This is a genomic window from Pseudarthrobacter sp. NPDC080039, assembly GCF_040702335.1.
Lineage (GTDB): Bacteria > Actinomycetota > Actinomycetes > Actinomycetales > Micrococcaceae > Arthrobacter > Arthrobacter enclensis_A.
Genome location: NZ_JBFBKY010000004.1, coordinates 183,616 through 207,559, shown reverse-complemented (window position 1 = coordinate 207,559; position 23,944 = coordinate 183,616). Strand labels below are relative to the sequence as shown.

The following is a 23,944-nucleotide window of genomic DNA, read 5'->3' as shown; positions in this document are numbered from 1 at the left end:
ACCAAGGAATGCCCATGAACGTAACCGATCAGAACCCGCCCCTTCCCCGGCGCAGCAACCGGCTGGCCGCTGCCCGCCGGTTGGGGATCGTCAGCGGCGTGCTCACCGTCCTCCTTTCCGCCGGCATGGCCATCGCCACCCCGGTCGCGTTCGCCGACGACCTGGATGACAAGCAGAAGGCGCTCGAGACCGAAGCCGCCCGCGTCCAGGCTTCGCTTGAGTTCGTCGATTCCAGGATTGCGAAGGCCGCCGGTGACCTGGTGATTTACCAGGGCCAGCTGCCGGGCGCGCAGCAGGACCTCCTTGATGCACAGGGCCGCGTGGCCAGCGCGGTGAAGGAATCGGAAGCTCTCGCGGCACGCGTCGACATGGCGCAGCAGAACAAGGCGAAGATCACCCAGCAGCTGGAAGCGGACAAGCAGAAGATCGCCGACACCAAAAAGCTGATCGGGCAGATTGCCACCCAGGCCTACAAGTCCGGGGGAGTCCCCTCCAACTTGTCCCTCTTCTTCGGCTCGAACGGCGGTGGCAGCCTCACCGACACCATGGACTTGGCGGACCAGGCGATGCGCAGCCAGAACGCGGCCATGGACAAGCTCAACCAGCAGAACGCCACCAACGTCAATTCCGAGGCGCGCCTCCAGGCAGTGGAAGCGGAAATCAAGGATCTTAAGGCCAAGGCGGACGCTGCCCTGGAACGGGAAAAGGCTGCCCGGGACGAAGCTGCGGCCAAAAAAGCCCAGGTTGACCAGCTGATCGCCGATACCACGCGCCTTGACGCTGAACTGCAGGCAGCCAAGCCCGGCATCCAGGCGCAGCTTGCGGGCGTTCAGGCCAACCAGAACCAGGTGGCCAACGAAATCGCCGAACGCGACCGGAAAGCCCGCGAGGCCTGGGAAGCCGAACAGCGCAGGCAGGCAGAGGCTGCGGCAGCAGCTGCTGCCGCGGCAGCAGCGGCAGCCAACCGCCCGGCCCCGCCTGTCCAGCCGTACGTACCGCCGGCAGCGGGATCGCCGTCGGCCTTTGGCCTGCGCCACCCCTTTGACGGAAGCATCCCCATCACCTCCGGATTTGGCTACCGCCTCACTCCGCCGGGGACCATCGACTTCTACGGCACCGGCGGTTACATGCACACCGGCATCGATTTCGGCGCCGCCTGCGGCACTCCTGTCTACGCAGCGGCCGCCGGGGAAGTCTTCAGCTCCGGCTGGAACTCCGCCGACGGCGGCGGCTGGCGCGTGAAGATCGACCATGGGGTGGTGCAGGGCAACACCCTGACCACCATCTACTACCACAACTCGAGCATCGTGGTTTCGAATGGCCAGCACGTCTCGCAGGGACAGCTGATCGCCTACTCGGGCAGCACCGGCAACTCCACTGGATGCCATGCCCACTTCGAGACATGGCTCAACGGCAAGGCCGTGGACCCCATGGGGCTGCTCTAGGGGGAACGCTGCTGCCGTAGACTGGTATAGCTCCGCGCCGCCGGGCGCGGAGAGTCCAACCTGACCCTGAGGAGTTGCCCCGTGCCTAAAGAAAGTGGCCGTAAGGTGGTGGCCACCAACCGCAAGGCCCGGCACGACTACCATGTGCTGGACACGTACGAGGCCGGCATCGCACTGATGGGCACCGAAGTGAAGTCCCTGCGCGAGGGCCACGCCTCGATGGTGGACGGATTCTGCACGTTCTACAACGACGAACTGTGGATGGAAGCAATCCACATTCCCGAGTACAACCAGGGCAGCTGGACCAACCACGCTGCGCGCCGCCGCCGTAAGCTGCTGCTGCACCGCGAGGAGCTCATTAAGATTTCCCGCAAGGTCCAGGAACCCGGTTACACCATCGTGCCGCTCCAGCTCTACTTTGTGGACGGTCGGGCCAAGGTGGAAATCGCCGTTGCCCGCGGCAAGCGCGAGTATGACAAGCGGCAGACTCTGCGGGAACAGCAGGACAACCGTGAGGCCCAGCGCGAGATGCGCGAGCGCAACCGCCGCCGCTAGGAATTATTTCGGCAGGGCGTGCGTTAGTATGGATAGTCCGGCAGGCTTGCCAGCCGGTTTGGTAACAAAATACGGGGATGATCGGTTTCGACGGTGTTAGTCGCGACAGGTGAAGCGGGCCGAGGATGCAGAATTATCTCGTAAACGCTTTCTGCAAACCAATAAGTGCCGAATCTAAGCGCACTGACTTCGCTCTTGCTGCCTAAGCAGTAAGACAGTCCGTCAGCCCGGGGTTGCTATCGCCCCGGATCCTGGCGTCATTTAGGTAGCCACTGCTGTTTGCTCCCGTCATCGGAGTAAACGGGACTTTTAGATGACTGGGCCCGGATCAGCCAGCTGTTTGCGGCATGGCTGGGGCCGAGAAAATCCGACGCAAACTGCGCCCGGAGAAGCCCTGACAACACGACATCGGACGGGGGTTCAATTCCCCCCATCTCCACCCTCGGACAAGGCCGGGGCATCCAAGCGGATGCCCCGGCCTTGCTCATGACACCCCGGTCCCGGACCGGGGTGTTTTTGTTTGCCGTCCCCAACAAAAGGCCGGGCCAAAATACTCTAGTGGGCCGCCCGGCAGCCAGGTACCGTCCACTCTATGCACAACGACCCGCCGCAAGCGCCCACCGAAGTCCTGGCTGCCGGCGCGTGCTGGGACCTGCTGCGCGGAGTGTCCGTGGGGCACCTCGCCGTCCTCGTGGACGGGTATCCGGAAGTCTTCCCGGTCAACTACAAGGTGGACCACGACACCGTCCTGTTCCGTACCGGAGAAGGTACCAAACTGCGCGCAGCCGGGGGACCACTCGCCGTCGCGCTTGAAGCCGATGGCCATGACGACGCCCAGGCATGGAGCGTCCTGGTGAAGGGCAAGGCCGTCATCCTGGAACCATCGGAAGAACTCCTGACCGGGGCCGGCCTCACGCTGTTCCCCTGGCAGTCCGGCGAGAAGAACCACTTTGTCCGGATCGTCCCAACGTCGGTATCAGGCAGACGCTTCACCATCACTTCCCCGCTGACCTGGTGGAACCACGTGGAGCACGGCGCTGCCGGCTAGACGCAGGTGACAGTGGCGCGGGAAAGGGGACGCGGCGGCCGGGCCCAACGGCCCTGTCCCGAATCACGGCTTGCTGGTACCACTGACCTATGATTGCGTCGCCAACCGCCGCCGCCGCCAAGCCACCGTTCGACGCCGTCATTTTCGACCTGGACGGGGTGGTGACCAACACGGCCCTGGTCCACCAGGCTGCGTGGAAAGACGCCTTCGAGCGGATCCTGAATGACCCGAGGGTTCCGGCTCGGGCCAACCGTGCGCCACTCAGCAGGGCTGACTACCTCTCCTTCATTGATGGCATGCCGCGGGAGGAAGGTGTGGTGCGCTTCCTCGCTGCCAGGGGAGTGGAGGTTGACAAGGGCAAGGAGACCGACGAGCCCGGTACCTGGACTGGTTTCGGGTTGGGCGCCTGGAAAAACGAGTTGTTCCTGCAACACCTGCGGAATGACGGCGTGGAAAGCTACCCCGGGACACTCAAGCTGCTGCAGAGGCTTGTTGCTGCGGGAGTGCCCACCGCCGTGGTCACCTCGAGCCGGAACGCGGCGTTGGTCCTGCAGGCGGCGGGCATCCACGATCTGTTCACGGCAGTGATGGATGGTACGACGGCGGCTGGGCTGGGTCTGCGCGGCAAGCCCGCGCCTGACGTCTTTCTTGCGGCGGCATCGCGGCTGGGGGTGGCTCCGTCACATGCCGTGGTGGTGGAGGATTCCGCGGCAGGCGTTGAGGCAGGACGGCGGGGCGGGTTCGGCATGGTCGTTGGAATTGACCGCACTGGCAACCGCCGGCAGCTCGAAGCCGCGGGCGCCGACAGTGTCCTGAACGACGTGGGCGAGCTGGATCTGGGACAGGTTATCGGCAACGCCTGGCACCTCGTCTACGAGGGTTTCGACGCAGTACACGAGGGGCACCGGGAAGCCTTGACCACCTTGGGCAACGGCTACATGGGGGTGAGGGGAGCGGCCCCCGAGGGCGGCCCGTTCAGCTACGCCGGCATGTACCTCGCTGGCGTCTACAACCGTGTCAGGGCGGAGGCTGCGGGTGAAGTGCTGTTGGAGGAGCACATGGTCAATGCCCCCGATTGCCTTCCACTTGATTTGAGGGTGGCGGGCCAGCGGTGGTGGTCGGAAGGTGGGCTGACCGTCGTCCGGGAGCGCAGGGTGCTGGATCTCAGGAGGGCGGTGCTGGAGCGCAGGCTCTTGTTGGAGGGCGGGGATGGCCGGCGCTTGGAAGTGGCGCAGATGCGCTTCGCGTCCATGGCCGAACCCCACCTGCTGGTCCTTGACACGGTTGTTACAGCACTTGGATGGAGTGGTGCCGTGGAGCTCCGCAGCGGGATTGATGCCGGGGTGCGCAACGCGAACCTGCCTGAACGTTCCCACGGCTCCGATGTCCACCTGACCGACAGGACAACATCGCATTGTTCGGTCCCGGGGCGGCCCCGGGACGCGATCTCCATCGTCGAGGTGGAAACCACCCAAAGCCTCATCCGCGTCGCCGCAGCTTATCGGACATACGTGTCCCAGGATGCAGCAAAATTCGAGGACGGCAGGAAAGGGTCCTTCCACTTCCGCACCCTGATGCTTTCCCTTGAGGCGGGCACGGCTGTACGGGTCACCAAGACGGTGGCAGTGGTGACCTCCCGCGACCGTGCCATCTCCTCTCCGGAGACTGGTGCCCGTGCGGTGCTGGAACGTACGGGCACGGACTTCGAAGCCATGCTGGCGGCGCACGAGGAGGCATGGCGACGTGAACTCCGGCCGTTCATGGTGGAGATCGATGCCCCGGTACAGGTTCGCCTGGTCCTCAACCTGCACATCTTTCATCTCCTGCAGACGCTGACACACCACACCGCTGAACTGGATGCCGGCGTTACCGCCCGCGGCCTGCACGGCGAGGGCTACCGCGGCCACGTCTTTTGGGACGAACTGTTCGTCCTGCCAGTACTAACGTCAAGGACGCCTGACATTGCCCGGTCTGTGATCGATTACAGATGGCGGAGGCTTCCGGCCGCCCGGGATGCTGCAAAGGCGCAGGGGATGGCGGGGGCAAAGTTCCCGTGGCAAAGTGGCAGCGACGGGACCGAGGAAACGCCGAAATGGCTGTACAACGAGAGATCCGGCAGGTGGGTCAGGGATCATTCGCACCTGCAGGTCCACGCCGGCCTGGCAGTAGCCTTCAACGCCTGGCAATACTTCCAAGCCACCGGGAACAAGATCTGGCTCCTTCAAAAAGGGGCCGAGCTGGTGATCGAGGTTGCCCGTTTCTTCCGCTCCCTGGCGGACTACGACCAACAGGACGGCCGGTACCATGTGCGTGGCGTTGTGGGGCCGGACGAGTACCATACCGGGTATCCCGGGCGCGACGCCCCAGGGCTGGACGACAACGCCTACACCAACGTCATGACGGCGTGGGTTTGCTCCCAGGCAGCGGGAATCGTGTCCTTCCTGCACGGCAGCGAACGCACAGGGCTTAAGGAACGACTTGGTATCACAGACGAGGAAACAGCCGGGTGGGTGCACATGGGGGCCGCCATGTACGTCCCCTTTCACAGCGACGGCATCATAAGCCAGTTCGAGGGCTACGGCGAACTAAAGGAGCTGGACTGGGAGCATTACCGGGACAAATACGGCGACATCGAACGACTGGACCTGATCCTTGAAGCCGAAGACGACGCAACCAACTGCTACAAGTTGGCCAAGCAGGCGGATGTCCTGATGCTGCCGTACCTCCTGGGGCACGAAGGGCTGATAACCATTCTTCAGCGGCTGCATTACGGCTTTACGCAGGAACAGCTCAACCGGACCATCGAGTACTATCTGGCCAGGACGGCCCACGGGTCAACGCTGAGCCGGGTTGCGCACGCGTCGGTCCTGGCGGCCCTTGACGCGGACCGGGCGTGGGACAGTTTTCGGGAAGCGCTCGACGCCGACCTTGACGATACCCAGCACGGCACCACTCGCTCGGGTATCCACCTGGGGGCAATGGGAGGAACCATTGACGTCGTGCAGCGCAGCTTTGCGGGCCTTCGCTTCAGCGGTGACACCATCCTGTTCGCCCCCAACCTGCCCACAGGGCTCCGTGCCGTTGCCTTCGAGGTCCTGTACCGCGGACACCTGCTGAGGGTCCATCTCAAGGGCCGGCACATGAGCATCGCCTCTGGCCCCGGTGACGCCGGTCCTATCAAGGTGCGGGTGCATGGACGCGACGTGGTTCTGCCACCCGGCCAGACCAGGCATTTCCCGCTGCCTGCGCAGGTGCCAGGGGTGCCGGCGCCGTGAAGCGGCTGGGAATCCTCACCAGCGGCGGCGACTGTCCGGGACTAAATGCAGTGATCCGGGGAGCCGTGCTGGGCGGGGACGTTAAGCACGGATACGAATTCCTCGGTTTCCTGGACGGGTGGCGGGGTGTCCTGGAACAGGATGTTGTTCCGCTGCCCCGGACAAGTGTCAGGGGGATTTCCCGGCTCGGCGGAACCATCCTGGGTACTTCCCGGACTAACCCGCTGGTCGGGAAAGGAATCGACGGTGTACGCGCCTGCTTTCAGCGCAACAGGCTGGAGGGCCTGATTGCCATTGGAGGGGAAGGGACGTTGGCAGCCGCCCGGGAACTGTGCAGACAAGGCATCAACGTGGTGGGGGTGCCCAAGACCATCGACAATGACCTCGGCGCGACGGACTACACGTTTGGCTTTGACTCTGCAGTGCAAACTGCCACGGAAGCAATAGACCGCCTGCGGACCACAGGCGAATCGCATCACCGGTGCATGGTCGCCGAAGTGATGGGCCGTAACGCAGGTTGGATAGCACTGCATTCGGGGATGGCCTCCGGCGCCCATGCCATCCTGATACCTGAGCATCCTGTGTCCCTGGACCAAATCTGCTCATGGGTTCTTTCCGCCCGTGACCGCTGCAGGGCGCCCCTTGTAGTGGTAGCCGAAGCCTTCGCACCAGAGGGTCACCCGGCGCCCTACGCACCACGTGGCCTTGATACCTTTGGCCGGCCGAGGCTGGGTGGCATTGGGCTGCTGCTTGAAGGAGAACTTCAATTGAGGTCCGGCATCGAAACCCGGGCGACCGTGCTGGGCCACATTCAGAGGGGCGGGGAACCCACGGCCTTTGACCGTGTGCTGGCCACCAGGCTGGGGCTTGCCGCCGTCGCATCCGCAGCTGCAGGCAGATGGGGCACCATGGTGGCACTGCGTGGCACGGACATCGTCAACGCCAACCTCGAGGAAGCGCTGGGAGAACTGAAGGTGGTCCCCGAGGCGCGCTACCAGGAGGCCGCCGTCCTGTTCGGGTAAGGCCGGTCGCGTCAGCTTGGCGCCTGCTCCGGCCGGACCCGTAGTACGGCCGAGCCCGTCACCCTGTCCGCAGCCAGGTCTTCCAGCGCCCTGTCCGCGGCATCGAACGGGTAGGTGGTGGTGGTGAGGGCCAGGGAGAGCCTGGCGGCCAACGCCAGGAACTCTTCCCCATCAGCCCGGGTATTGGCCGTCACGCTCCTTACCTGGCGTTCGAAAAAGAGCTCCCTGCCGTAGTCCAGGGCAGGAATCGCAGTCAGGTGGATCCCGGCGATGGCCAGCGTTCCACCCCGGTCCAGGGCGCGCAGTGCGACGGGAACAAGGTCACCCGCCGGGGCGAACAGGATGGCGGAATCGAGCGGTACCGGCGGGTTGTCCCCGGCGCCCCCCGCGTACTCCGCTCCCAGCTCCAGCGCGAGCTTCCGCGCACTTTCGGAGCGGGTCATGACGAACACCGAGGCACCCTGCCTGATGGCCAGTTGGGCAGTGATGTGCGCGGAGCTGCCAAACCCGTAGATTCCCAGGCGTCCGCCCACGGGCAGGGCAGCGCGCTTCAGGGCGCGGTAGCCGATAATGCCCGAACACAGCAACGGCGCCGCCTGTTCGTCGGTGAACACGGCCGGCACCGGGTAGGCGAAATCCTCCGCAACTGTCATGTGCTCGGCATAGCCGCCGTCCCGGTCCCAGCCGGTGAAAACGGGTGACGAGCACAGGTTCTCATCGCCGCGGCGGCAGTAGCGGCACCTGCCGCAGGCTGCGCCCAGCCAGGCCACGCCCACCCTGTCACCCGGCTTGAAGCGGGAACAGTCCGTCCCGGTTTCAATAACGACGCCGACGGCCTCGTGCCCGGGTACAACGCGCCGATGGTGCGGGGCCAGGTCGCCCTCCGCCAGATGAAGGTCCGTGCGGCACACGCCGCAGACGCTTACTTCCACCAAGAGCTCATGGGCGCCCGGGCGGGGAGTGGCACGGCTTCCCTGGACCAACGGATGGGTGGACATGGGGCCGGGCTCATCCACCCACCATGCGCGCACAGCGCCTCCAGTCCACAGGCCTATTCGAAGCCGGCGCGGGTTGCGTCGTCCAGCGGGGTTTGCCACAAAAGCGGTGCGCTCATCGTGAAGCGCCTCCCCGTTACGGATTCCGGCGTGATGCGGAGAAAGTGCTCCTGCCCCACACCCTGCCAGGGAAACATCGCCCGGCGGATGTCATCCAGGTCAGCGCCGGTGGGCGTTGTCTCAGCGGCCTTGCCCTTGACCACAACGCTCCAGGCAAGGCCGAACTGGGAACTGACGGCATCAGCTTCCAGGGCAACCGTGGCGTCTGACTGGATGGCCTGTTGCTTGGTGCCGCCGCCGGTGCGGAAAACCAGCGAACGGCCCTCCACCTTGTAGTTCACGGGGAAGACGTCGGGATGGCCGTCAGCAATGACAGCCAGCCTGCCCACCCCTGTTTGGGAAAGAAGCGTCCAACACTCTTCTTCGTCGAGGATTTCCGGCACCGGTATGTTCGTCTTGTCAGTCATGTCGACAGCGTAGGCAACTCTTCTGCCGCCGGTAAGGGCATTAAGGCCCGCCTGTGGCGGGAGGACCTATGGCCCTTGGTGCCCGGCAGGGCCAATGGGACGCTGGGGGAGATGTCCGGGCATCATCGATCGGCGCCCGCCCGCAGGCCATGCACGGCCGCCCCTCACAGCAAGGAAGTTCCGCATGAAAGCACTCGTCTATGGCGGGCCCGGCGAAAAGTCGTGGACCGAAGTCCCGGACCCCCGGATCCAGCAGCCCGGTGACGTGATCGTCAGGGTTGATACGACCACCATCTGCGGCACCGATCTGCACATCCTGAAAGGCGACGTGCCCGCCGTCGAAAAAGGACGGATCCTTGGCCACGAGGGAGTGGGAACTGTCGTTGAAACCGGATCCTCCGTGACCGGGCTGAAGGTCAATGACCGCGTGATCATTTCCTGCATCAAATCCTGCGGCCACTGTGCCAACTGCAAGGCCGGCCTCTACTCACACTGCCTCGGGGGCGAGGGCCAGGAAGGTACGGGATGGATATTCGGCCACCTGATCGACGGCACCCAGGCGGAGTATGTCCGTGTGCCCTACGCAGAGAACTCGCTGCACCTGCTGCCCTCCGGCGTCACGGATGAGCAGGGCGTGATGCTCTCGGACATCCTTCCCACCGGGTTCGAAATCGGTGTCCAGTATGGCCGCGTCAAGCCCGGCGACGCCGTGGCGGTGGTTGGCGCCGGGCCGGTGGGACTGGCTGCGATCGCCACGGCGGGACTGTACGGCGCGGCCACCGTGGTGGCCATCGACGTGGACGCCAACCGCCTCGGGAAGGCAAAGGAGTTCGGCGCTACCGACACCGTCCTGTCCGGCAGCGTCGACTGGAAGGAACAGGTCCTGGCCCTGACGGACGGCCACGGGGTGGATGTCGCCATCGAAGCTGTGGGCGTGCCGGCCACCTTCGCCATGTGCACAGACATCGTCCGCCCCGGCGGATCCGTGGCGAACGTCGGGGTGCACGGAAAGCCTGTGGAACTGCACCTGGAAGACCTGTGGATCCAAAACATCACCATCAGCATGGGCCTGGTGAACACCAACACCACGCCCATGCTGCTCAAGCTGGTGGCCCAGGGCCGGATCAGGGCAGAAAAATTCGCGACGCACCGGTTTGGCTTCGACCAGTTCCTCGACGCGTATGACACGTTTTCCCGTGCTTCCGAAACCAAAGCCCTCAAGGTGATCCTCACGGCGTAAGGGCTCCGGGCGGCCCCGCCTAGTCCAGCCAATCGGCGGAAAAATCCACGGGCGGCCACCACCGCACCCGCGACCTGACCGCGAATCTGCGCCCGCTGATCTCCGTGGGGGTGATGGCCACCAAGTGGTCCTTGATGCCCGGCTCCCACGGTTCACGGTCGGCGTCGTCTTCAGGCAGGGCCATCCGGGCTTCATCAAAGGGTTCCGGCACGCCCTTGGCTACCACGCTCCAAACCTCCGTGGCGTAGGGGTTGAGCCCATCCACTTCGAGGGCTGCCATCGCACCGCTGAGCAGGGCACGAAGCTTGGTGCCCTGTCCCGTACGGAACACCAGGGTTCCTCCGGCCACCGAGAAATTCACTGGAAAGATCTCTGGAATATCACCGTTGATGACCGCCAGCCGTCCGATGTACGAGGACTTGAGGTACTTCCAGCATTCATCAGCGCGCAGAATTTCCGTATGAGACCCTGCAGGTGAATCAGTCATGGTACCGATCCTAGAGCCTGGAGAGCCGCCGCGCACGGGTGAAGAACGATCCAGCGGTGGACCAGGCTGCCGTTCACCCACGGCGTAGCAGAACCGGGACTTGAAACAGCACGCGCATGCGTTGTTCCACTAAAGGCCCGCGATGGCCGGGGCCGGAACAAAATCACGCTGAGGCCGGCCCCGCGGGGTGGATGGAACGGACGCCGGAGGTGCGTCATGGAACAGGCGCGGAACGCCGGGACAGCGGAAGACGACGAGGTCCTGGACTCCTATTCGAAAACAGTCATGCACGTCGCCGCAGCCGTCACGCCCCACGTGGCAGCCATCGAGATGACCGCAACGCGCCGCAACGGACGCGTCAGGGTGGGTGCAGGCTCTGCCGTGCTTTTCACGGAGGATGGCTACCTGCTCACCAATTCGCACGTGGTTGCCGGTACCGTGCACGGTTTTGCGGTTTTCGGCGATGGCACCAGGATGGAGCTGGAACTGGTGGGCGCCGACCCGCTGTCCGACCTTGCGGTGGTTCACGGCTCCCGGCCCAGGCTCCGGCCTGCGGAGTTCGGCGCGGCCGAGTCCCTCCGCGTGGGACAGTTGGTGGTCGCGGTGGGAAATCCGCTGGGACTGGCGGGGTCGGTGACCGCAGGTGTGGTCAGCGGCCTGGGCAGGGCCATTCCGGTCTGGTCGGGCGGCAACAGGCGCGTCATCGAGGACGTCATCCAGACAGACGCGGCATTGAACCCAGGCAACTCCGGCGGAGCGCTCGCGGACAGCCACGCCAGGATCGTCGGCATCAACACCGCTGTGGCAGGGGCGGGTTTGGGGCTGGCCATCCCGATCAACGCCACCACCCGCCGGATCATCTCCGCCCTGCTCAAGGATGGCAGGGTGCGCCGCGCCTACCTGGGCCTCGTCAGCACGCCGATCCAGCTCAACCCCAGCTCCGTGATCCGCACCGGTCTGCGCCAGGGGCTTCGCATCGTGGAGGTTCTGCCGGGGTCGCCGGCGGACAAGGCCGGCCTGCTGGCCGGAGACATCATCGTCACGGCCGGAGGCAGCCCGGTCAGCAATGCTGAGAGTCTGCAGCGGCTGCTGTTCGCGGACGCCATTGGCCAGCCCCTTGACGTCGCAGTGCTCCGGGAGGGCAGTGAACTGCACCTCACCACCGTTCCCAACGAAATGACGGCGAACGGGACATCGTAAGCACGACGCCGGGCCGGCGCCCGGGGGCGAAGCGTTGGGAAAGCTAACGGCTGGCCTGGGGCGCTTCCACGTCTGCGATGCCCACGAAACGTGTCCCGACGCCGTCGTACTCGCTGCGGACGCAGCCCGTGCGTACGGGCGGAACCTCGGTCGGGGAGTGGTGCACACAGACTACGTACGTGAAGTCCGGCCACCACTTCTTGGGGCGCGCCGCTTCCTCGTACCCGCAGACCGCACATTCCAGATGGACCCATACGGGCCGCTTGCCCGTCCTGTTGGCACGCGATTGCACCAGCCAGGGTGGGGGATTGTCCAGGATGGCTCGCAGTTCTGCTTCCGACATCCACTTCGGCAGGCCGTGGCGCTGTGCCATTTCCAAGGGGACATCGAGGGTTATTGCTGCATCACGTCTGCTGATCATCACCTTCCACGATACGGGAGGCGGCCAAATCGCCGACTGCGGCCCGGTGGGGGCCTAACCAGCCAGCGCGATTCCTGCGGCCGCGGCGGCAAAGCCCAGGACCAGGTTGACCACCACGTTCAGCAGGGCGGAGCCGAAGCGTGCCTCGCTGACCAGGCGAATGGTGGCGGTGGTCCAGGAGCTGAACGTCGTGAGGCCTCCTGCGAGGCCGGTCGCCAGGCCCACCTGCCATTCGCTGCCAAGCCCCATCCCAGCGGTCAGGCCATGCGCCACGCCGATGACGAAGCACCCTGCCACATTAACCAGCAGCGTGGCCCACGGCCAGTGCAGCCTGGCGCTTCCATCCGTGCGGACGCTGCGGATGCTGCTGTGGTGGGCAAACCAGCTGTCGACGGCGAACCGCAGCAGCGCGCCCCCGACGCCGAAAATTCCCACCAGGACGGCCGCGGTCATCGCCGCCCGTCCTGGTTGCGTGAAACGAACCTGCCGGTCCGCCACCCGGCCCCGGCCGCCGCAAGGCCCAGGACCAGAGACAACCCCAGGTAGGTGATCCACACCGGGTGTGCCTGAGCGCGGGCCAACTGGCCGGAGGCAAAGATGACCGCGGAAAACGTGGTGAAGGAGCCCAGCAGGCCCGGCCCCAGCGCGGCGCGGAGCCAAAAAGCTGTATGCGGGCGGGCGATCCATATCGTAGTGAGTGCCGCCAGGACGAAACTGCCGCTGATGTTGATGGCCAGCGTGGCCCAGGGAACCGACCCCGGAGTATCAGGGAACGCCAGCCCCAGCCCGTACCGCAGTTCGCTGCCGATCAGCCCTCCGGCCGCGACGGCCAGCCACGCACTGCCCGTTGGCATCGCCACGTCAGCGGCCGCCCAGGACGCAGCCGGAATGCGGGGTGTCGCTCGACACCCACAACGCGGAGGCGATCTCATCGGCAAGGTCGAAGTCGCGGGACGCGCCGGCGCCGCCGATCCGCACCACCAGGGCGCCCCCGAAGGGCCGCCGTCCCACCACTTCGACGTCGGCGTCGAGGTCTATGTCCTGGGCGGCGAGGTACCGGAGCAGTTCGGGATTGTCATCGCTGATCCGCGTGATCCGCCCGCTGTGGCCCTCGTCCAGATCAGCGAGGAGGTGGGCCCGCGGCATCAGCACCTGGCCGTCGGCAGTGGGAATGGGGTCACCGTGCGGGTCCCGCTTGGGGTTTCCGAGCTTGGCGGCGACGCGTTCGATAAAGGTGTCCGATACAGCATGCTCCAGCTGTTCAGCCTCATCATGGACCTCGTCCCAGCTGTAACCGAGCCGCTGGACCAGGTAGGTCTCAATCAGCCGGTGGCGCCGGACCATGGACAGTGCCAGGCGGAGGCCGGGCTCGGTCAGCGTGACGGCGCTGTAGGGCTTGTGGTCAACCAGGCCCTGGTCCTTGAGCTTGCGGACCATCTCCGACACGGAGGAATTCGCCACACCCAGCCGCTGTGCCAGCTGGGAGGACGTGATGGGCTTGTCCTGCCATTCCGTGAATGAATAGATGACCTTGACGTAGTCCTCGATGGAGGAGGAGGGCGCGCTGGTCTTCACAGGCTCAAGCCTACCGGTTTGGCCGGGACGGCACTGTGTGGTGTGCCGGTTACGCCTTGACGGCGCGCCACGCCAGCGTGAGGTATGGAAGGTCAAGCTCCTGGCCCGGGGCGTAGGCGAGGTGTTCATGGAGGTACCAGTCCAGGTTGGACAGAACTTTGGCGCGCGTGGCCTCGCCGGCGCGGAGGTAGTAGCTGCGCGATTTGGTGAGTTCCATCAGGTCTGCCGTGGTTACCGTGTCCTGCCAGTGTGTTACATGCCCTTCGATGCCCCGGAATTCGGGCCCGACGACGGGTTTGTGGCCCGGCCGGTAGATGTCGCCGGCGTGCATGATCCTGGAGAGCCGGTGCACCCACGGCACGGAGGTATCCAACTGGTTCCACACGAGGCCGAGGGTTCCGTGCGGGCGCAGGACGCGGGCGAGCTCCGTGCTTGCCGCCAGGGCATCACACCAGTGCCAGGCCTGGGCAACGGTGACGACGTCGAAGCTTGCGTCCGGCAGGCCAGTCGCCTCCGCAGTGCCGGTCACGGCGGTGGCGGCCCGGCAGTGGGCCTTCAATTGGGCGAGCATGTCTTCCGACGGGTCGACGGCGGTGACGTCCAGTCCCATCTCCAGCAGCAACGCGGTGAACTTTCCGGTTCCAGCGCCGACATCAAGGGCATCGTGGGCTCCGGCGGGGACCAGCCAGCGGGCTGATTCCTCCGGGTAGCCGGGCCGCACCCGCTGGTAATGCCTGCCGCCGTCCTGGAAGCTTTGCCCGAGCTCCCGGCGCCGCCCGTGATCGAGCCTGGGGCCACCCCGAACCACGCGTGGCCTCCTTCTGACGCTGCCGATTGTGGATGTCTTTCGAATCTACCGCACGGAAGGCATCGCCGGCGTGGCGGAAGGAGGCAGCCCGCCCTAGTCGTCGATGCAGGGCGCGGCGCCGGCCGTCCCGGGGGTGTTGGGGGCCCAGTGCGGGTAGGTGCGGGTGTCGTTTGCGGGCACCCAGCGGCCCGCGTCAACCACGTAGTCCCAGCCCAGGCCGTCGGCGCGCAGCGCCTGGATTCCCGCGAGGAGGCGTTCGGCGTCTTCCAGCCGCGAGCCGACGCCGAAGCTCGCCCGGAGGGAGCCGGACGGCAGCCCCAGCCGCTTCAGGAGGGGGTGGGCGCAGAAGCGCCCGTCGCGCAGGCCCACCCCGTGCTCCGCCGAGAGATAGGCGGCCACCAGGCCCGCGTCGTAGCCTTCGACGGAGAAGTTGACCACGCCGATGGTGTCCGTTTCCGGGTTGGTGTCCTTGAAGATCTGGTGGACCGTTACGCCGTCAATGCGCTGCAGGCCCTCAACCAGGAACGAGCGGATGGCGGATTCGTGGGCATGCCAGCGGTCCTGGTCCAGCCCGGCGATCACCTGGGTGGCGCGGGCCAGGGTGGCGGCCCCGAGGACGTTCGGCGAGCCCCCCTCATGGCGGGCCGGTCCGGTGGCCCAGCTGACGCCGTCGAGCCTTGCTTCCTTGACTGCGCCGCCGCCGGCGAGGTGCGGGACGCCCGAGTCCAGCCAGTCCGGCCGCCCCACCAGGACGCCGGCCCCGAACGGCGCGTACAGCTTGTGGCCGGAGAACGCGAGGTAGTCCACGTCGTCGGCGCTGATATCCACCCGCCGGTGCGGCGCCAGCTGGGCAGCGTCCACCACGATCCGGGCGCCGTGCTGGTGGGCCAGCGCGGCCAGGGCGCGGATGGGAAGGATCTCGCCGGTGACGTTGGATGCGCCGGTCACTGCCAGCAGGCTGACCCCGCCCTGCGCCAGTTCGGCACGGACAGACTCCAGCGTGCCGGTGATGGTGTCCGCGGCGACGATGCTGCGGTGCGGGACGGCCTGCCACGGCAGGAGGTTGGCGTGGTGTTCGATGTCCAGGTACAGGACGTCCCCGTCCGGACGTCCTCCAGTTGCGGGCAGGCAGCCAGCCAGCAGATTCAGCGAATCGGTGGTGTTGCGGGTGAAGATCACGGAATCGTCAGGGCGGCCGCCCACGAAGTCGCGGACAATGCTGCGGGCGTTCTCGTACACTGACGTGCTGATCTGGGACGCATACCCGGCCCCGCGGTGGACGCTGGCGTAGTAAGGCAGGATCTCGTTCAGGTAAGCCGAGACCACAGACAACGCGGGGGCTGACGCGCCGTAATCGAGGTTGGCGTAGCGTACGTGGCCGCCGGAAATCAGTGGTGCCTGGATTTCCGCTCCGGTGACGGCGGCGAGGGGCCGGCCGGCAGCGGCGCGGCGTTGATCGGCAGCGGCAGCCTGGGCGATAGCGGGCTGGGGGGAGACGGTGGCAGTTGTCACAGAGACCTCACTTGACTACAGGACTCCGGCATACAGGAATCCGCGCTTGCCGCATCCGCTCCGGACCGGCCTGGTCGTCACCCGGGGCACCCCACCGCGAATGGAGGGTTGCCGGCCAGCAAACCGGGGTTTTGCGCTGGCACTCGTGACCTGCATAAAAGCGTAGGACATGGGGCGCCCAGGATTGAAGCCAGGGCGATTGTTAAGGCGTTTGTTACGCGTGGGCGAATAAACGACGCCGGGCGCCCCCTTTTAGGGGCACCCGGCGTCGCAATATTCGCTGTAGCGGTAAAACCGCGGCTGTTAGAGCAGGTCGTCCAGGTATGGGTTCAGGCGGTGCAGCACTTCCGAGTGCAGGATCGAGTTGGTGGCCAACGCGTTACCGCCGAACGGGCCGTCTTCGCCCTCGAGGGACGTGAACCGGCCGCCGGCCTCCACCACAATGGGCACCAGGGCCGCCATGTCATACAGGTTCAGTTCCGGTTCACAGGCGATGTCCACGGAGCCTTCTGCCACCATGCAGTACGACCAGAAGTCGCCGTAGGCACGGGTCCGCCACACGTCCTCGGTGAGGCCCAGGAACTCGTCCAGGTTGCCGCGTTCCTTCCAGCCGCTGAGGCTGGAGTAGGAAAGGGACGCGTCGGAGAGCTTGGACACGTTGGAAACGCGGAGCCTGGTGGCGGCAGCCAGGGACCTGCCCATGTACGCACCCATGCCTTTGGCCGCCCACCAGCGTTTGCCCAGGGCCGGGGCGCTGACCACGCCCACAACGGGCTCGCCTTCGTCCACGAGTGCGATCAGGGTGGCCCAGACCGGCACGCCGCGGACGAAGTTCTTGGTTCCGTCGATGGGATCGATGATCCAGCGCCGCGAACCGTGCCCGGTGCTGCCGAACTCCTCGCCCAGGACGGCGTCGCGGGGGCGGGAACGCGAGAGCTGGCCGCGGATGGCTTCCTCGGCGGCCTTGTCCGCATCGGTGACCGGCGTCAGGTCCGGCTTGGTCTCAACGCGGAGGTCCAGGGCCTTGAAACGGCTCATGGTCTGGTCATCCACGGAGTCGGCCAGGACGTGGGCCAGGCGCAGGTCATCGTTGTAGCTCGAAGCGGGTTGGATCATGGTTCCAAACTACCGTCTGCCGACGCTTCTGCCGGGAGAACGCGTCAGTTGACGCTGCCGAGCTCCTTGGCGTCCTGCGCTTCCATCCGTGGGTCCGTCCCCAGAAGGCGCCGCAGGGACGCCAGCCTGGCGGGACCGGTGGGCCCGGCGTGTCCATCCGCCACCCAGCCATCGAGCCCGCAGTCAACGGCGCTTGCCGTGTGTTTGCAGCCGCGCTCGCAGCTCTCGATCCCGGGGGAGAGGTCCGGGAAGGAGCGCAGGATGCGGTCAGGGTCCACGTGCGCCAGGCCGAAGGAGCGGATGCCCGGGGTGTCGATGATCCAGCTGCCCGGAGGCGCGTCGGACAGGCGCAGAGCCAGGGCGGAGGAGGACGTGTGCCTGCCGCGGCCGGTCACGGCATTCACCCCGCCGGTGGCACGCTCGGCACCGGTGAGCGCGTTCACCATGGTGGACTTGCCCACCCCGGAGTGCCCCAGCATCACGGTGACTTTGCCGTCGAGGTGCGCCCGGAGGTCTGCCACCGCAGTTATGTCCAGCCGGGCGGAGAGGCCGTCGTCGGACCGCGCGTCTATTCCCGAGGCCTGGGCATCGGCGGTGCGGCTGATGATCACGGGGAAGTCCAGATGGGTGTAGTTGGACAGCAGGTCCGCCGGATCCTTGACGTCGGCTTTGGTGACCAGCAGGATCGGCTCAATGCCGGCGTCATAGGCCGCCACCAGGGCGCGGTCGATGAACCCGGTGCGGGGCTCGGGGTTGGCTGCGGCCACCACGATCACCAACTGGTCCGCGTTGGCGACCACGGCCCGCTCCACGGGGTCGGTGTCATCTGCGCTGCGCCGCAGGAGCGTCTTCCGGTCCTGGATCTTCACCAGCCGGGCCAGGGTGTCAGGCGCCCCGGACACGTTTCCAACGAGCGATACGAAGTCGCCGGCAACCACCGGCGACCGGCGCAGCTCGCGCGCGCGGGCGGCGATGACTACACGCTCTTCCTTCGAGTCCTCATCCACCACAGCCGTGTACCGGCCCCGGTCCACGGTGATGATCCGGCCGGTGACGGCATCGTCATGGCTGGGCCGGTCCTTGGTACGTGGACGTGAGCCTTTCTTGTTTGGGCGGATGCGAACGTCTGATTCGTCCCAGGAATCAGTGCTCCGCGCCACTGCCACGCCCTTCCGGTCCCGGCTGTGCCGAAGACCCTTGGGACAGCATGGCTGCCCACAGCTCCGGGAAGTCGGGCATGGTCTTGGCGGTGGTGGCGATGTCCTCTACCTGCACGCCTGGCACAGCCAGGCCCAGGATGGCACCGGCAGTGGCCATGCGATGGTCTGCGTAGCTGTGGACGACGCCCGCGTGCAGCGCCGCGGGCCGGATTACCAGTCCGTCATTTGTTTCTTCGGCGTCGCCGCCGAGCCGGTTGATTTCCGTCACCAGGGCCGCGAGCCGGTCCGTCTCGTGTCCCCTCAGGTGTGCGATGCCGGTGAGCCGGGAGGGGCCGCTGGCCAGGGCGCACAGCGCTGCCACCGTGGGAGCGAGTTCACTGGTGTCGGCAAAAACGCCGCCCCTGATCTCCGGGCCGCCGGTGACGGTCAGGACGCCGTCGGCCAGGCAGACCTTGGCGCCCATCCTGGCGAGGATGCCGCGCCACAAATCTCCCACCTGCTGCGTTTCCGCGGGCCAGTTGGGGATCCGCACCGTACCTTTCGAGGCCAGGGCTGCGGCGAGGAAAGGGCCCGCGTTGGAAAGGTCCTGTTCGATCCGCTGATCGAAGGCGCGAATGGGTCCCGGCGCCACCACCCAGTGGTTGGGGACGGAGTCGTCCACTGACACCCCCACGCCCCGGAGGACGTCGACTGTCATGTTGATGTGGTCAAGGCTCGGCACCGGCTTTCCCACGTGTTCAAGGTGCAGGCCCTCGTCAAACCTTGCCCCCACCAGGAGAAGGGCCGAGACGAACTGGGAGGAGGCGCTGGCGTCGATCACCAGGTGGCCGCCGCGGACTGTGCCGGTCCCTTCCACCGCAAAGGGGAGCGACGACGGCGCGCTGCCGTCTTCCGCCGCCACGGCCACGCCCAAGGCCTTGAGGGCCTCGATGATGGTCCCCATGGGACGCTTGCGTGCGTGCGGGTCGCCGTCGAACAGGCTGGCTCCGTTGCGCAGCGCCGCCAGCGGCGGGACAAACCGCATGACGGTGCCGGCAAGCCCGCAGTCGATCCTGGTCCGGGATGCTTCCGCTGCCGCGTGGAAGGGAAGCACCTCCAGGTCAGGCCCGAAAGCGCCGTCGCCGGGCACTTCGGTGATGGTGGCGCCCAGCTGCCGGAGCGCGTCGATCATCAGGGCGGAATCCCTGGAGTGCAGGGGCGCGCGCAGCCGGGACGGTCCGTCTGCAAGGGCTGCCAGGACCAGGTACCTGTTGGTCAGGGACTTTGATCCCGGCACCGTCACTGTGGCGTCGACGGGCCCGGCCGCGAAAGGCGCGTGCCAATGCTGGGCAGGGGTTCCGGATTCGTCCCGGGCGGCAGCTGGTGCGGTCATTCGTGCTTAGGCTTTCGTTGCTTGGTCGACGGCGCGGCGTACAGCCTTGTCCGCCTTGTTCAGCTTTTTGGTGGTGGTCTTGCGGGCGTCGGCGGCCAGGTGCGATGCGTTCCGGCGGGCATCCGCGGCGAGGTGTTCGGCGCGCCACGCAAGGCCCGGCTTGCCGGCCGTATCCACTGAAGCGAGCAGGGCGCCGCCGCCCAAGGAGAGGTTCTTGAGCAGCTGGTTCCGCCGGTTCTCACGGCCTTCCTTGCTGCTGATGTCCGCGCTGCGCCATTCGACGAAGGTGTTCAGGAGGGAAATGACCGTGAGCAGGGCAGCCGAAAGCCTGGAGAACTTGCCGAGTCCGAACAGGACGCCGGCCCCGACCTGCGTTCCACCGATGACCCGGGCAAGGGTTTTCTCATTCGCCTGGAAAGGGAGCGAAGCTGCAGCCTTGCGCAGCAACGGCGAAAGCTGCTGTGCGGTGTCGTCGGAGTTCTTGAGCTTATCCAGTCCGGCGAGAACGAAACTGGAGGCAAGCATGGGCCGTGCGAGCGTGCGGACAAAGGACATGGATTTCCTCCTGGATGGACGAACCGCGGCAAGCGGCGGAGTCGGTCCTAGTCTTGCACTTTTGGGGAATATTTGCCCGTGTGAGGCGGTTGTCCATGTCGGGTCCGAGACAGGGGACCTGGAGATCATTCACCCGAAACAGAGCGGAGTTGGCCCTTGGGGAAGGTGTTGGACGGAACCAGACAGGCGGGCCCGGTGGCAGTGGACAAGCTGGCAGCCGGGGCTCCGGAGTACGGCATGCCCCGGTCCGGGAGGCTGACAGTAGACTTGAAGGCAATGAACACCCTGGATCCGGCCGTCGCGGCCATGTATGAGGCTTCCCCCGGCGAAGTGAACGGCAGGGCAGGAAGCGAACCCCTGGCCTCCGGCCAGGCAGGTCCCGAGCCATTGGACGCTGAAGCGTCAGGCGATGACGGCACCTTGGACGTCTCCGCGGAGTCCGTGGAGCAGCGCCGCCTGCGTTTTGAGCGTGATGCCATGCAGTACGTGGACCAGCTGTATTCAGCGGCCATGCGCATGGCGCGGAACCCGTCGGACGCGGAGGACCTGGTCCAGGAGGCCTACACCAAGGCGTTCTCGGCCTTCCACCAGTACAAGCCGGGGACGAACCTCAAGGCATGGCTGTACCGGATCCTGACGAACACGTACATCAACCTCTACCGCAAGAGGCAGCGCGAGCCCCTGCAGTCCAACTCGGACAGCATCGAGGACTGGCAGCTTGCCCGGGCCGAATCGCACACCTCGAGTGGCCTGCGATCGGCCGAAGCTGAGGCTCTGGACCACCTTCCGGACTCGGACGTCAAGCGGGCCCTGCAGGACATTCCGGAGGAGTTCCGCCTGGCCGTCTACTTCGCGGACGTGGAGGGCTTCGCGTACAAGGAAATATCGGACATCATGAACACGCCGATCGGCACCGTGATGTCCCGGCTCCACCGCGGCCGGCGAATGCTGCGGGACATGCTCGCGGAATATGCCGCTGAGCGCGGATTCAAAACGGCCGCGGATACGTCGGATGCGGCAGGAAGCAAAGCACAGGAGAACAGGAAATGAGCGACTGCCAGGGATTGGGCGATTGCGACGACACCCGGATGCAACGCATCTACGAATACCTTGACGGGGCACTGACCCGCGAGGACCTGACCGAGATCAAGAACCACCTTGACGAGTGCCCTGAGTGCACGGAGCAATATGACCTTGAGTGCGTCATCCGGAACATGGTCAAGCGTTCCTGCAAGGAATCCGCTCCGGACAACCTGAAGAACGCGATCCTGGACCGGATCCACTCCATCCGCAGCGTCGAAGCATAGGTTCAGGACTTTCCCGCCGGGTAACGGCCACAGACACCAAAGGACCCCGCAAGCCGAGTGGCTTGCGGGGTCCCTTGCTTGAACCGTAGTTCCTGGCATTTGCCTAGGTGTTGGGGCGCTTCCCGTGGTTCGCGCCGCCACGCTTACGGTCACGACGCTTGCGTGCACGCTTGCTCATAGCTGGCCTCCTTACTGTTGGTACTCAAAAGAGCTGCCCTCCAGTCTCCCACATCATGTGGCGGCCCGCGAACCGGCAAGGCCCGATGACCTGCGGTTGTACACCAAGGTCCTTGTGCTAGGGCTCCAGCGCGCCGCCGATGGTCGCCCGGGCGTGGTCCAATGCGGTCCTGACCGTCTCCAGAACGGCGGGGCTGAGGGGCCCGTGCAGGGCCCGGCGGCGCAGATCCGACTGCAGCCCGTCGTTGAACTGCTGCAGGACAAGCTCAACATCCAGCCGCCGTGCGGCTGCGGCGATCCGTTCCTCGACTCCGGCGAGGTCCACCCGCCGCCGGTTCAGTTCGGCGAGGCCGGCGGCGGTGAGGCGGTAGTTGGTGCGGCGTCCGGCGGCCTCGGTGGCCACCAGGCCGTCCGCCGCGAGTTTGCCCAGTCGGGGATAGATGGTCCCGGCGCTGGGGGAGTAGGTCCCATCAAACCGGTCCTTCAGTGCCTTGATGAGCTCATAGCCGTGTTTTGGGCCGCCTTCGAGCAGGGCCAGGAGGTAGAGGCGCAATGCGCCTCTGGCGAAGACCGGTGGCATCAGTTTGTTGGGGCCCCGCCGCCCTTTGCTGGCGCGGGAGCGTGGCTGATGGAGGTTTTGCCCGAGACGGAGTTGGTGCGGACGAGCGTCAGCTGTGCGTCCGGACCGGCAATGGTTTCCACTTTGCCGTTGGTGAGGATGCACTGGTGGCCATCGAGGACCACTGCGCCTCCGGCTGACTTGGCCACGATGTCGGCGCCTACGTCATGGGGCAGCCGGATGGCCAGATCGCCGGCCACCGAGTTGGAGCCGAAATCCTGCGTGAAATCGAGCAGGTCGAAATTGAGGTGCCCGCTGACGGTGTTGGTGCGGACATGGGTAAAGCGGCCTGAGGCGTTGACCTCTCCGGAGACGCTCTTGGCCGTGAGGACTCCGCGGTGGTTACTGACTTCCACCCGCCCGCTGACCGTGTTGACCTGAAGTTCGCCGGACGTGCCCTCGGCAGTGAGAGTGCCCGAGACGCTGCTGAGCCGGACGCGGCCGGAAATGCCGGTGACCAGCCCTGCACCGCTGACGGTGCCCGCCTCCACGTCGATGCCGGCGGGGACGTAAATGCTGATGACCGCGGAATTGTCGCTGTTGTGGTTGACCGTTTCCATCAGGGTCCTGAACCATCCCTGGGCCCCATGGAGCTGATGCCGGACCTCCAGCCTGCCATCGCCCAAGTGCACGGCGATGGGGTCGCCATGCACCTCGGAAACCTCCAGCCGGACTGCCGGGCCGGCGTGGGGCAGGACCTCGAACCTGCCCCTGACAATGCCCAGCTTCAGCGCGGCAACGTCATTGACGTCAATGGTTTGCGGGCCTGCGACGGTCCAGTTCTCCTCGCTCAAGGTCCCCTCCAGAAGACGATATATCGCGTCGGTTCAACCTAACGCCGGTTACTGGACGGGTCAAGATACGTCTCGAAGTGCAGCTACTGCGGCGCGTCCAACCCAAGCCACTGGAACCAGCCGCGGTGCAGCACCAGCCACGCCATGAGCCCGTAACCTGCCTGACCGGGCGTCCCACCATTCGCAGCCAGGTCCTGGCGCCACTGTTCATGGTTCAGCAGGGGAGAGAAGGTGTCGACGTAGAGGTGCTTGCGGCGGGTGGTGACGTCGGCGAAAGCGGTGTTCAGCTCGTCCAGCCGCCTGTTTTGCGCCGGATCCAGCGTGGGAGGCGGCCCAACAACGAAGACCTCGATCCTGTTCTGCGACGCAGAGTCCAGGATGTTGGCCAGGTTAAGCCTGCTGCGGGCAGTGGAGAGTCCGAATTCGATGTCGCGCCCGGACAGGCCGATGACCAGCCGGTTTTCTGCCTGGCCGCTGAAGCGCCGCCCTGCTTCGTCCAGCCAGCGCGCCGCGAGCCCTTCGGTACCTTCCTGCGGACAGGGGAGCGCATAGCTTTCGAGCACCATGCCGTCCTGGGGAGTGCGGGCCAGGACGCGGCCCAGCCAGCCCAGGGCCCGGGGATCGCCCAGTCCGGCCAGCAGTTCGTCTCCTACAGCTGCGATCCGCAGCTTCCTGTCTTCCACGCGTTCCTCTTTACTTCGGTACGGGTTACTCTGTGCGGCAGCAGCCGCCGC

At 65.9% G+C, this 23,944-nt stretch carries 25 protein-coding genes, 1 other RNA gene and 1 riboswitch; of the genes, 10 read left to right on the top strand and 16 right to left on the bottom strand.

What is annotated here, in order from left to right; genetic code table 11:
• Nucleotides 1–14 precede the first annotated feature (14 nt).
• The 6 genes from AB0313_RS06820 to AB0313_RS06795 all read left to right on the top strand — a co-directional run bounded on the left by AB0313_RS06820 (nt 15) and on the right by AB0313_RS06795 (nt 7,345).
• Nucleotides 15–1,445, top strand: coding sequence for a M23 family metallopeptidase (locus tag AB0313_RS06820; protein WP_307308532.1), 1,431 nt, complete (start codon nt 15–17; stop codon nt 1,443–1,445).
• 81 nt (nt 1,446–1,526) lie between these two features.
• Nucleotides 1,527–2,000, top strand: coding sequence for an SsrA-binding protein SmpB (smpB, locus tag AB0313_RS06815; RefSeq protein WP_141942201.1), 474 nt, complete (start codon nt 1,527–1,529; stop codon nt 1,998–2,000).
• Nucleotides 2,001–2,073: 73 nt separating this feature from the next.
• Nucleotides 2,074–2,442, top strand: a transfer-messenger RNA (tmRNA) gene (ssrA, locus tag AB0313_RS06810).
• Between the two features lie 150 nt (nt 2,443–2,592).
• Nucleotides 2,593–3,048, top strand: coding sequence for a pyridoxamine 5'-phosphate oxidase family protein (locus AB0313_RS06805; RefSeq protein WP_141942199.1), 456 nt, complete (start codon nt 2,593–2,595; stop codon nt 3,046–3,048).
• An 89-nt stretch (nt 3,049–3,137) separates the two neighbouring features.
• Nucleotides 3,138–6,323, top strand: coding sequence for an HAD-IA family hydrolase (locus AB0313_RS06800; protein WP_366304457.1), 3,186 nt, complete (start codon nt 3,138–3,140; stop codon nt 6,321–6,323).
• Entirely contained in the window at nt 6,320–7,345 is a 1,026-nt protein-coding gene (locus AB0313_RS06795; RefSeq protein WP_366304455.1) for an ATP-dependent 6-phosphofructokinase, read from the top strand. The genes AB0313_RS06800 and AB0313_RS06795 overlap by 4 nt, the downstream gene beginning before the upstream one ends.
• An 11-nt stretch (nt 7,346–7,356) precedes the next feature.
• Here the strand turns inward: AB0313_RS06795 and AB0313_RS06790 are convergent, their stop codons facing one another.
• Both AB0313_RS06790 and AB0313_RS06785 read right to left on the bottom strand, forming a co-directional pair.
• The gene (locus tag AB0313_RS06790) at nt 7,357–8,361 is read right to left on the bottom strand and encodes a zinc-dependent alcohol dehydrogenase family protein (protein WP_366304605.1); all 1,005 of its coding nucleotides are present in this window, start codon (nt 8,359–8,361) and stop codon (nt 7,357–7,359) included.
• A gap of 35 nt (nt 8,362–8,396) precedes the next feature.
• Entirely contained in the window at nt 8,397–8,867 is a 471-nt protein-coding gene (locus tag AB0313_RS06785) for a pyridoxamine 5'-phosphate oxidase family protein (RefSeq protein WP_141942192.1), read from the bottom strand.
• Between the two features lie 184 nt (nt 8,868–9,051).
• Here AB0313_RS06785 and AB0313_RS06780 point away from each other — a divergent pair, with 184 nt between their 5' ends.
• Nucleotides 9,052–10,107: a zinc-dependent alcohol dehydrogenase family protein gene (locus tag AB0313_RS06780; RefSeq protein WP_141942190.1), complete on the top strand. Its 1,056-nt coding sequence runs from the start codon at nt 9,052–9,054 to the stop codon at nt 10,105–10,107.
• Nucleotides 10,108–10,126: 19 nt separating this feature from the next.
• On the opposite strand, the gene AB0313_RS06775 is transcribed toward AB0313_RS06780, so the two are convergent.
• On the bottom strand, nt 10,127–10,594 hold the full coding sequence (locus AB0313_RS06775; protein ID WP_141942188.1) for a pyridoxamine 5'-phosphate oxidase family protein: 468 nt from the start codon (nt 10,592–10,594) through the stop codon (nt 10,127–10,129).
• A gap of 216 nt (nt 10,595–10,810) precedes the next feature.
• On the opposite strand from AB0313_RS06775, the gene AB0313_RS06770 reads away from it, so the two are divergent.
• Nucleotides 10,811–11,794 carry a trypsin-like peptidase domain-containing protein gene (locus AB0313_RS06770; protein WP_307308547.1) on the top strand — a complete coding sequence of 328 codons (984 nt, stop codon included), beginning with the start codon at nt 10,811–10,813 and terminating at the stop codon, nt 11,792–11,794.
• Between the two features lie 43 nt (nt 11,795–11,837).
• Here AB0313_RS06770 and AB0313_RS06765 read toward each other — a convergent pair whose 3' ends face one another.
• From AB0313_RS06765 to AB0313_RS06720, 10 genes are all read right to left on the bottom strand, one after another.
• Nucleotides 11,838–12,215: a hypothetical protein gene (locus AB0313_RS06765; RefSeq protein WP_307308550.1), complete on the bottom strand. Its 378-nt coding sequence runs from the start codon at nt 12,213–12,215 to the stop codon at nt 11,838–11,840.
• A 54-nt stretch (nt 12,216–12,269) separates the two neighbouring features.
• The gene (locus tag AB0313_RS06760) at nt 12,270–12,668 is read right to left on the bottom strand and encodes a CrcB family protein (protein WP_307308553.1); all 399 of its coding nucleotides are present in this window, start codon (nt 12,666–12,668) and stop codon (nt 12,270–12,272) included.
• Nucleotides 12,665–13,069: a CrcB family protein gene (locus AB0313_RS06755; RefSeq protein ID WP_141946412.1), complete on the bottom strand. Its 405-nt coding sequence runs from the start codon at nt 13,067–13,069 to the stop codon at nt 12,665–12,667. The genes AB0313_RS06760 and AB0313_RS06755 overlap by 4 nt, the downstream gene beginning before the upstream one ends.
• 7 nt (nt 13,070–13,076) lie before the next feature.
• On the bottom strand, nt 13,077–13,790 hold the full coding sequence (locus AB0313_RS06750; RefSeq protein ID WP_366304451.1) for a metal-dependent transcriptional regulator: 714 nt from the start codon (nt 13,788–13,790) through the stop codon (nt 13,077–13,079).
• A gap of 49 nt (nt 13,791–13,839) precedes the next feature.
• On the bottom strand, nt 13,840–14,598 hold the full coding sequence (locus AB0313_RS06745; protein ID WP_366304449.1) for a class I SAM-dependent methyltransferase: 759 nt from the start codon (nt 14,596–14,598) through the stop codon (nt 13,840–13,842).
• 93 nt (nt 14,599–14,691) lie between these two features.
• Nucleotides 14,692–16,110, bottom strand: coding sequence for an aminotransferase class V-fold PLP-dependent enzyme (locus AB0313_RS06740; RefSeq protein ID WP_366304447.1), 1,419 nt, complete (start codon nt 16,108–16,110; stop codon nt 14,692–14,694).
• A 37-nt stretch (nt 16,111–16,147) separates the two neighbouring features.
• Nucleotides 16,148–16,261, bottom strand: a riboswitch (SAM riboswitch).
• A 152-nt stretch (nt 16,262–16,413) separates the two neighbouring features.
• Nucleotides 16,414–17,226, bottom strand: coding sequence for a histidinol-phosphatase (gene hisN, locus AB0313_RS06735; protein ID WP_141942175.1), 813 nt, complete (start codon nt 17,224–17,226; stop codon nt 16,414–16,416).
• A 44-nt stretch (nt 17,227–17,270) separates the two neighbouring features.
• Nucleotides 17,271–18,386 carry a ribosome small subunit-dependent GTPase A gene (locus AB0313_RS06730; protein ID WP_141942173.1) on the bottom strand — a complete coding sequence of 372 codons (1,116 nt, stop codon included), beginning with the start codon at nt 18,384–18,386 and terminating at the stop codon, nt 17,271–17,273.
• Nucleotides 18,370–19,758 (bottom strand): 3-phosphoshikimate 1-carboxyvinyltransferase, encoded by a 1,389-nt coding sequence (gene aroA / locus AB0313_RS06725; RefSeq protein ID WP_141942171.1) that lies wholly within the window; start codon nt 19,756–19,758, stop codon nt 18,370–18,372. Before aroA ends, AB0313_RS06730 begins: the two co-directional genes overlap by 17 nt.
• 6 nt (nt 19,759–19,764) lie before the next feature.
• Entirely contained in the window at nt 19,765–20,313 is a 549-nt protein-coding gene (locus tag AB0313_RS06720; RefSeq protein WP_141942169.1) for a DoxX family protein, read from the bottom strand.
• A 195-nt stretch (nt 20,314–20,508) separates the two neighbouring features.
• Here AB0313_RS06720 and AB0313_RS06715 point away from each other — a divergent pair, with 195 nt between their 5' ends.
• A complete protein-coding gene (locus tag AB0313_RS06715) occupies nt 20,509–21,363 on the top strand; it encodes a sigma-70 family RNA polymerase sigma factor (RefSeq protein ID WP_366304444.1) in 855 nt (284 codons plus the stop codon).
• Nucleotides 21,360–21,620: a mycothiol system anti-sigma-R factor gene (rsrA, locus tag AB0313_RS06710; RefSeq protein ID WP_141942165.1), complete on the top strand. Its 261-nt coding sequence runs from the start codon at nt 21,360–21,362 to the stop codon at nt 21,618–21,620. Before AB0313_RS06715 ends, rsrA begins: the two co-directional genes overlap by 4 nt.
• A gap of 295 nt (nt 21,621–21,915) precedes the next feature.
• Here rsrA and AB0313_RS06705 read toward each other — a convergent pair whose 3' ends face one another.
• The 3 genes from AB0313_RS06705 to AB0313_RS06695 all read right to left on the bottom strand — a co-directional run bounded on the left by AB0313_RS06705 (nt 21,916) and on the right by AB0313_RS06695 (nt 23,893).
• Nucleotides 21,916–22,377: a PadR family transcriptional regulator gene (locus tag AB0313_RS06705; protein ID WP_366304442.1), complete on the bottom strand. Its 462-nt coding sequence runs from the start codon at nt 22,375–22,377 to the stop codon at nt 21,916–21,918.
• Nucleotides 22,377–23,210 (bottom strand): DUF4097 family beta strand repeat-containing protein, encoded by an 834-nt coding sequence (locus AB0313_RS06700; RefSeq protein WP_366304440.1) that lies wholly within the window; start codon nt 23,208–23,210, stop codon nt 22,377–22,379. Before AB0313_RS06700 ends, AB0313_RS06705 begins: the two co-directional genes overlap by 1 nt.
• An 83-nt stretch (nt 23,211–23,293) precedes the next feature.
• Complete coding sequence (locus AB0313_RS06695; RefSeq protein ID WP_141942156.1) at nt 23,294–23,893, bottom strand: GDSL-type esterase/lipase family protein; 600 nt, start codon at nt 23,891–23,893, stop codon at nt 23,294–23,296.
• Nucleotides 23,894–23,944: the final 51 nt, after the last annotated feature.

What these genes read in the sequence shown, in the direction of transcription:
- AB0313_RS06820 (WP_307308532.1), top strand. Translation starts at nt 15, where the DNA reads ATGAACGTAACCGATCAGAACCCGCCCCTTCCCCGGCGCAGCAACCGG.
- AB0313_RS06805 (WP_141942199.1), top strand. Translation starts at nt 2,593, where the DNA reads ATGCACAACGACCCGCCGCAAGCGCCCACCGAAGTCCTGGCTGCCGGC.
- AB0313_RS06800 (WP_366304457.1), top strand. Translation starts at nt 3,138, where the DNA reads ATGATTGCGTCGCCAACCGCCGCCGCCGCCAAGCCACCGTTCGACGCC.
- AB0313_RS06785 (WP_141942192.1), bottom strand. Translation starts at nt 8,867, where the DNA reads ATGACTGACAAGACGAACATACCGGTGCCGGAAATCCTCGACGAAGAA.
- AB0313_RS06780 (WP_141942190.1), top strand. Translation starts at nt 9,052, where the DNA reads ATGAAAGCACTCGTCTATGGCGGGCCCGGCGAAAAGTCGTGGACCGAA.
- AB0313_RS06775 (WP_141942188.1), bottom strand. Translation starts at nt 10,594, where the DNA reads ATGACTGATTCACCTGCAGGGTCTCATACGGAAATTCTGCGCGCTGAT.
- AB0313_RS06770 (WP_307308547.1), top strand. Translation starts at nt 10,811, where the DNA reads ATGGAACAGGCGCGGAACGCCGGGACAGCGGAAGACGACGAGGTCCTG.
- AB0313_RS06765 (WP_307308550.1), bottom strand. Translation starts at nt 12,215, where the DNA reads ATGATCAGCAGACGTGATGCAGCAATAACCCTCGATGTCCCCTTGGAA.
- AB0313_RS06760 (WP_307308553.1), bottom strand. Translation starts at nt 12,668, where the DNA reads ATGACCGCGGCCGTCCTGGTGGGAATTTTCGGCGTCGGGGGCGCGCTG.
- AB0313_RS06755 (WP_141946412.1), bottom strand. Translation starts at nt 13,069, where the DNA reads ATGCCAACGGGCAGTGCGTGGCTGGCCGTCGCGGCCGGAGGGCTGATC.
- hisN (WP_141942175.1), bottom strand. Translation starts at nt 17,226, where the DNA reads ATGATCCAACCCGCTTCGAGCTACAACGATGACCTGCGCCTGGCCCAC.
- aroA (WP_141942171.1), bottom strand. Translation starts at nt 19,758, where the DNA reads ATGACCGCACCAGCTGCCGCCCGGGACGAATCCGGAACCCCTGCCCAG.
- AB0313_RS06720 (WP_141942169.1), bottom strand. Translation starts at nt 20,313, where the DNA reads ATGTCCTTTGTCCGCACGCTCGCACGGCCCATGCTTGCCTCCAGTTTC.
- rsrA (WP_141942165.1), top strand. Translation starts at nt 21,360, where the DNA reads ATGAGCGACTGCCAGGGATTGGGCGATTGCGACGACACCCGGATGCAA.
- AB0313_RS06705 (WP_366304442.1), bottom strand. Translation starts at nt 22,377, where the DNA reads ATGCCACCGGTCTTCGCCAGAGGCGCATTGCGCCTCTACCTCCTGGCC.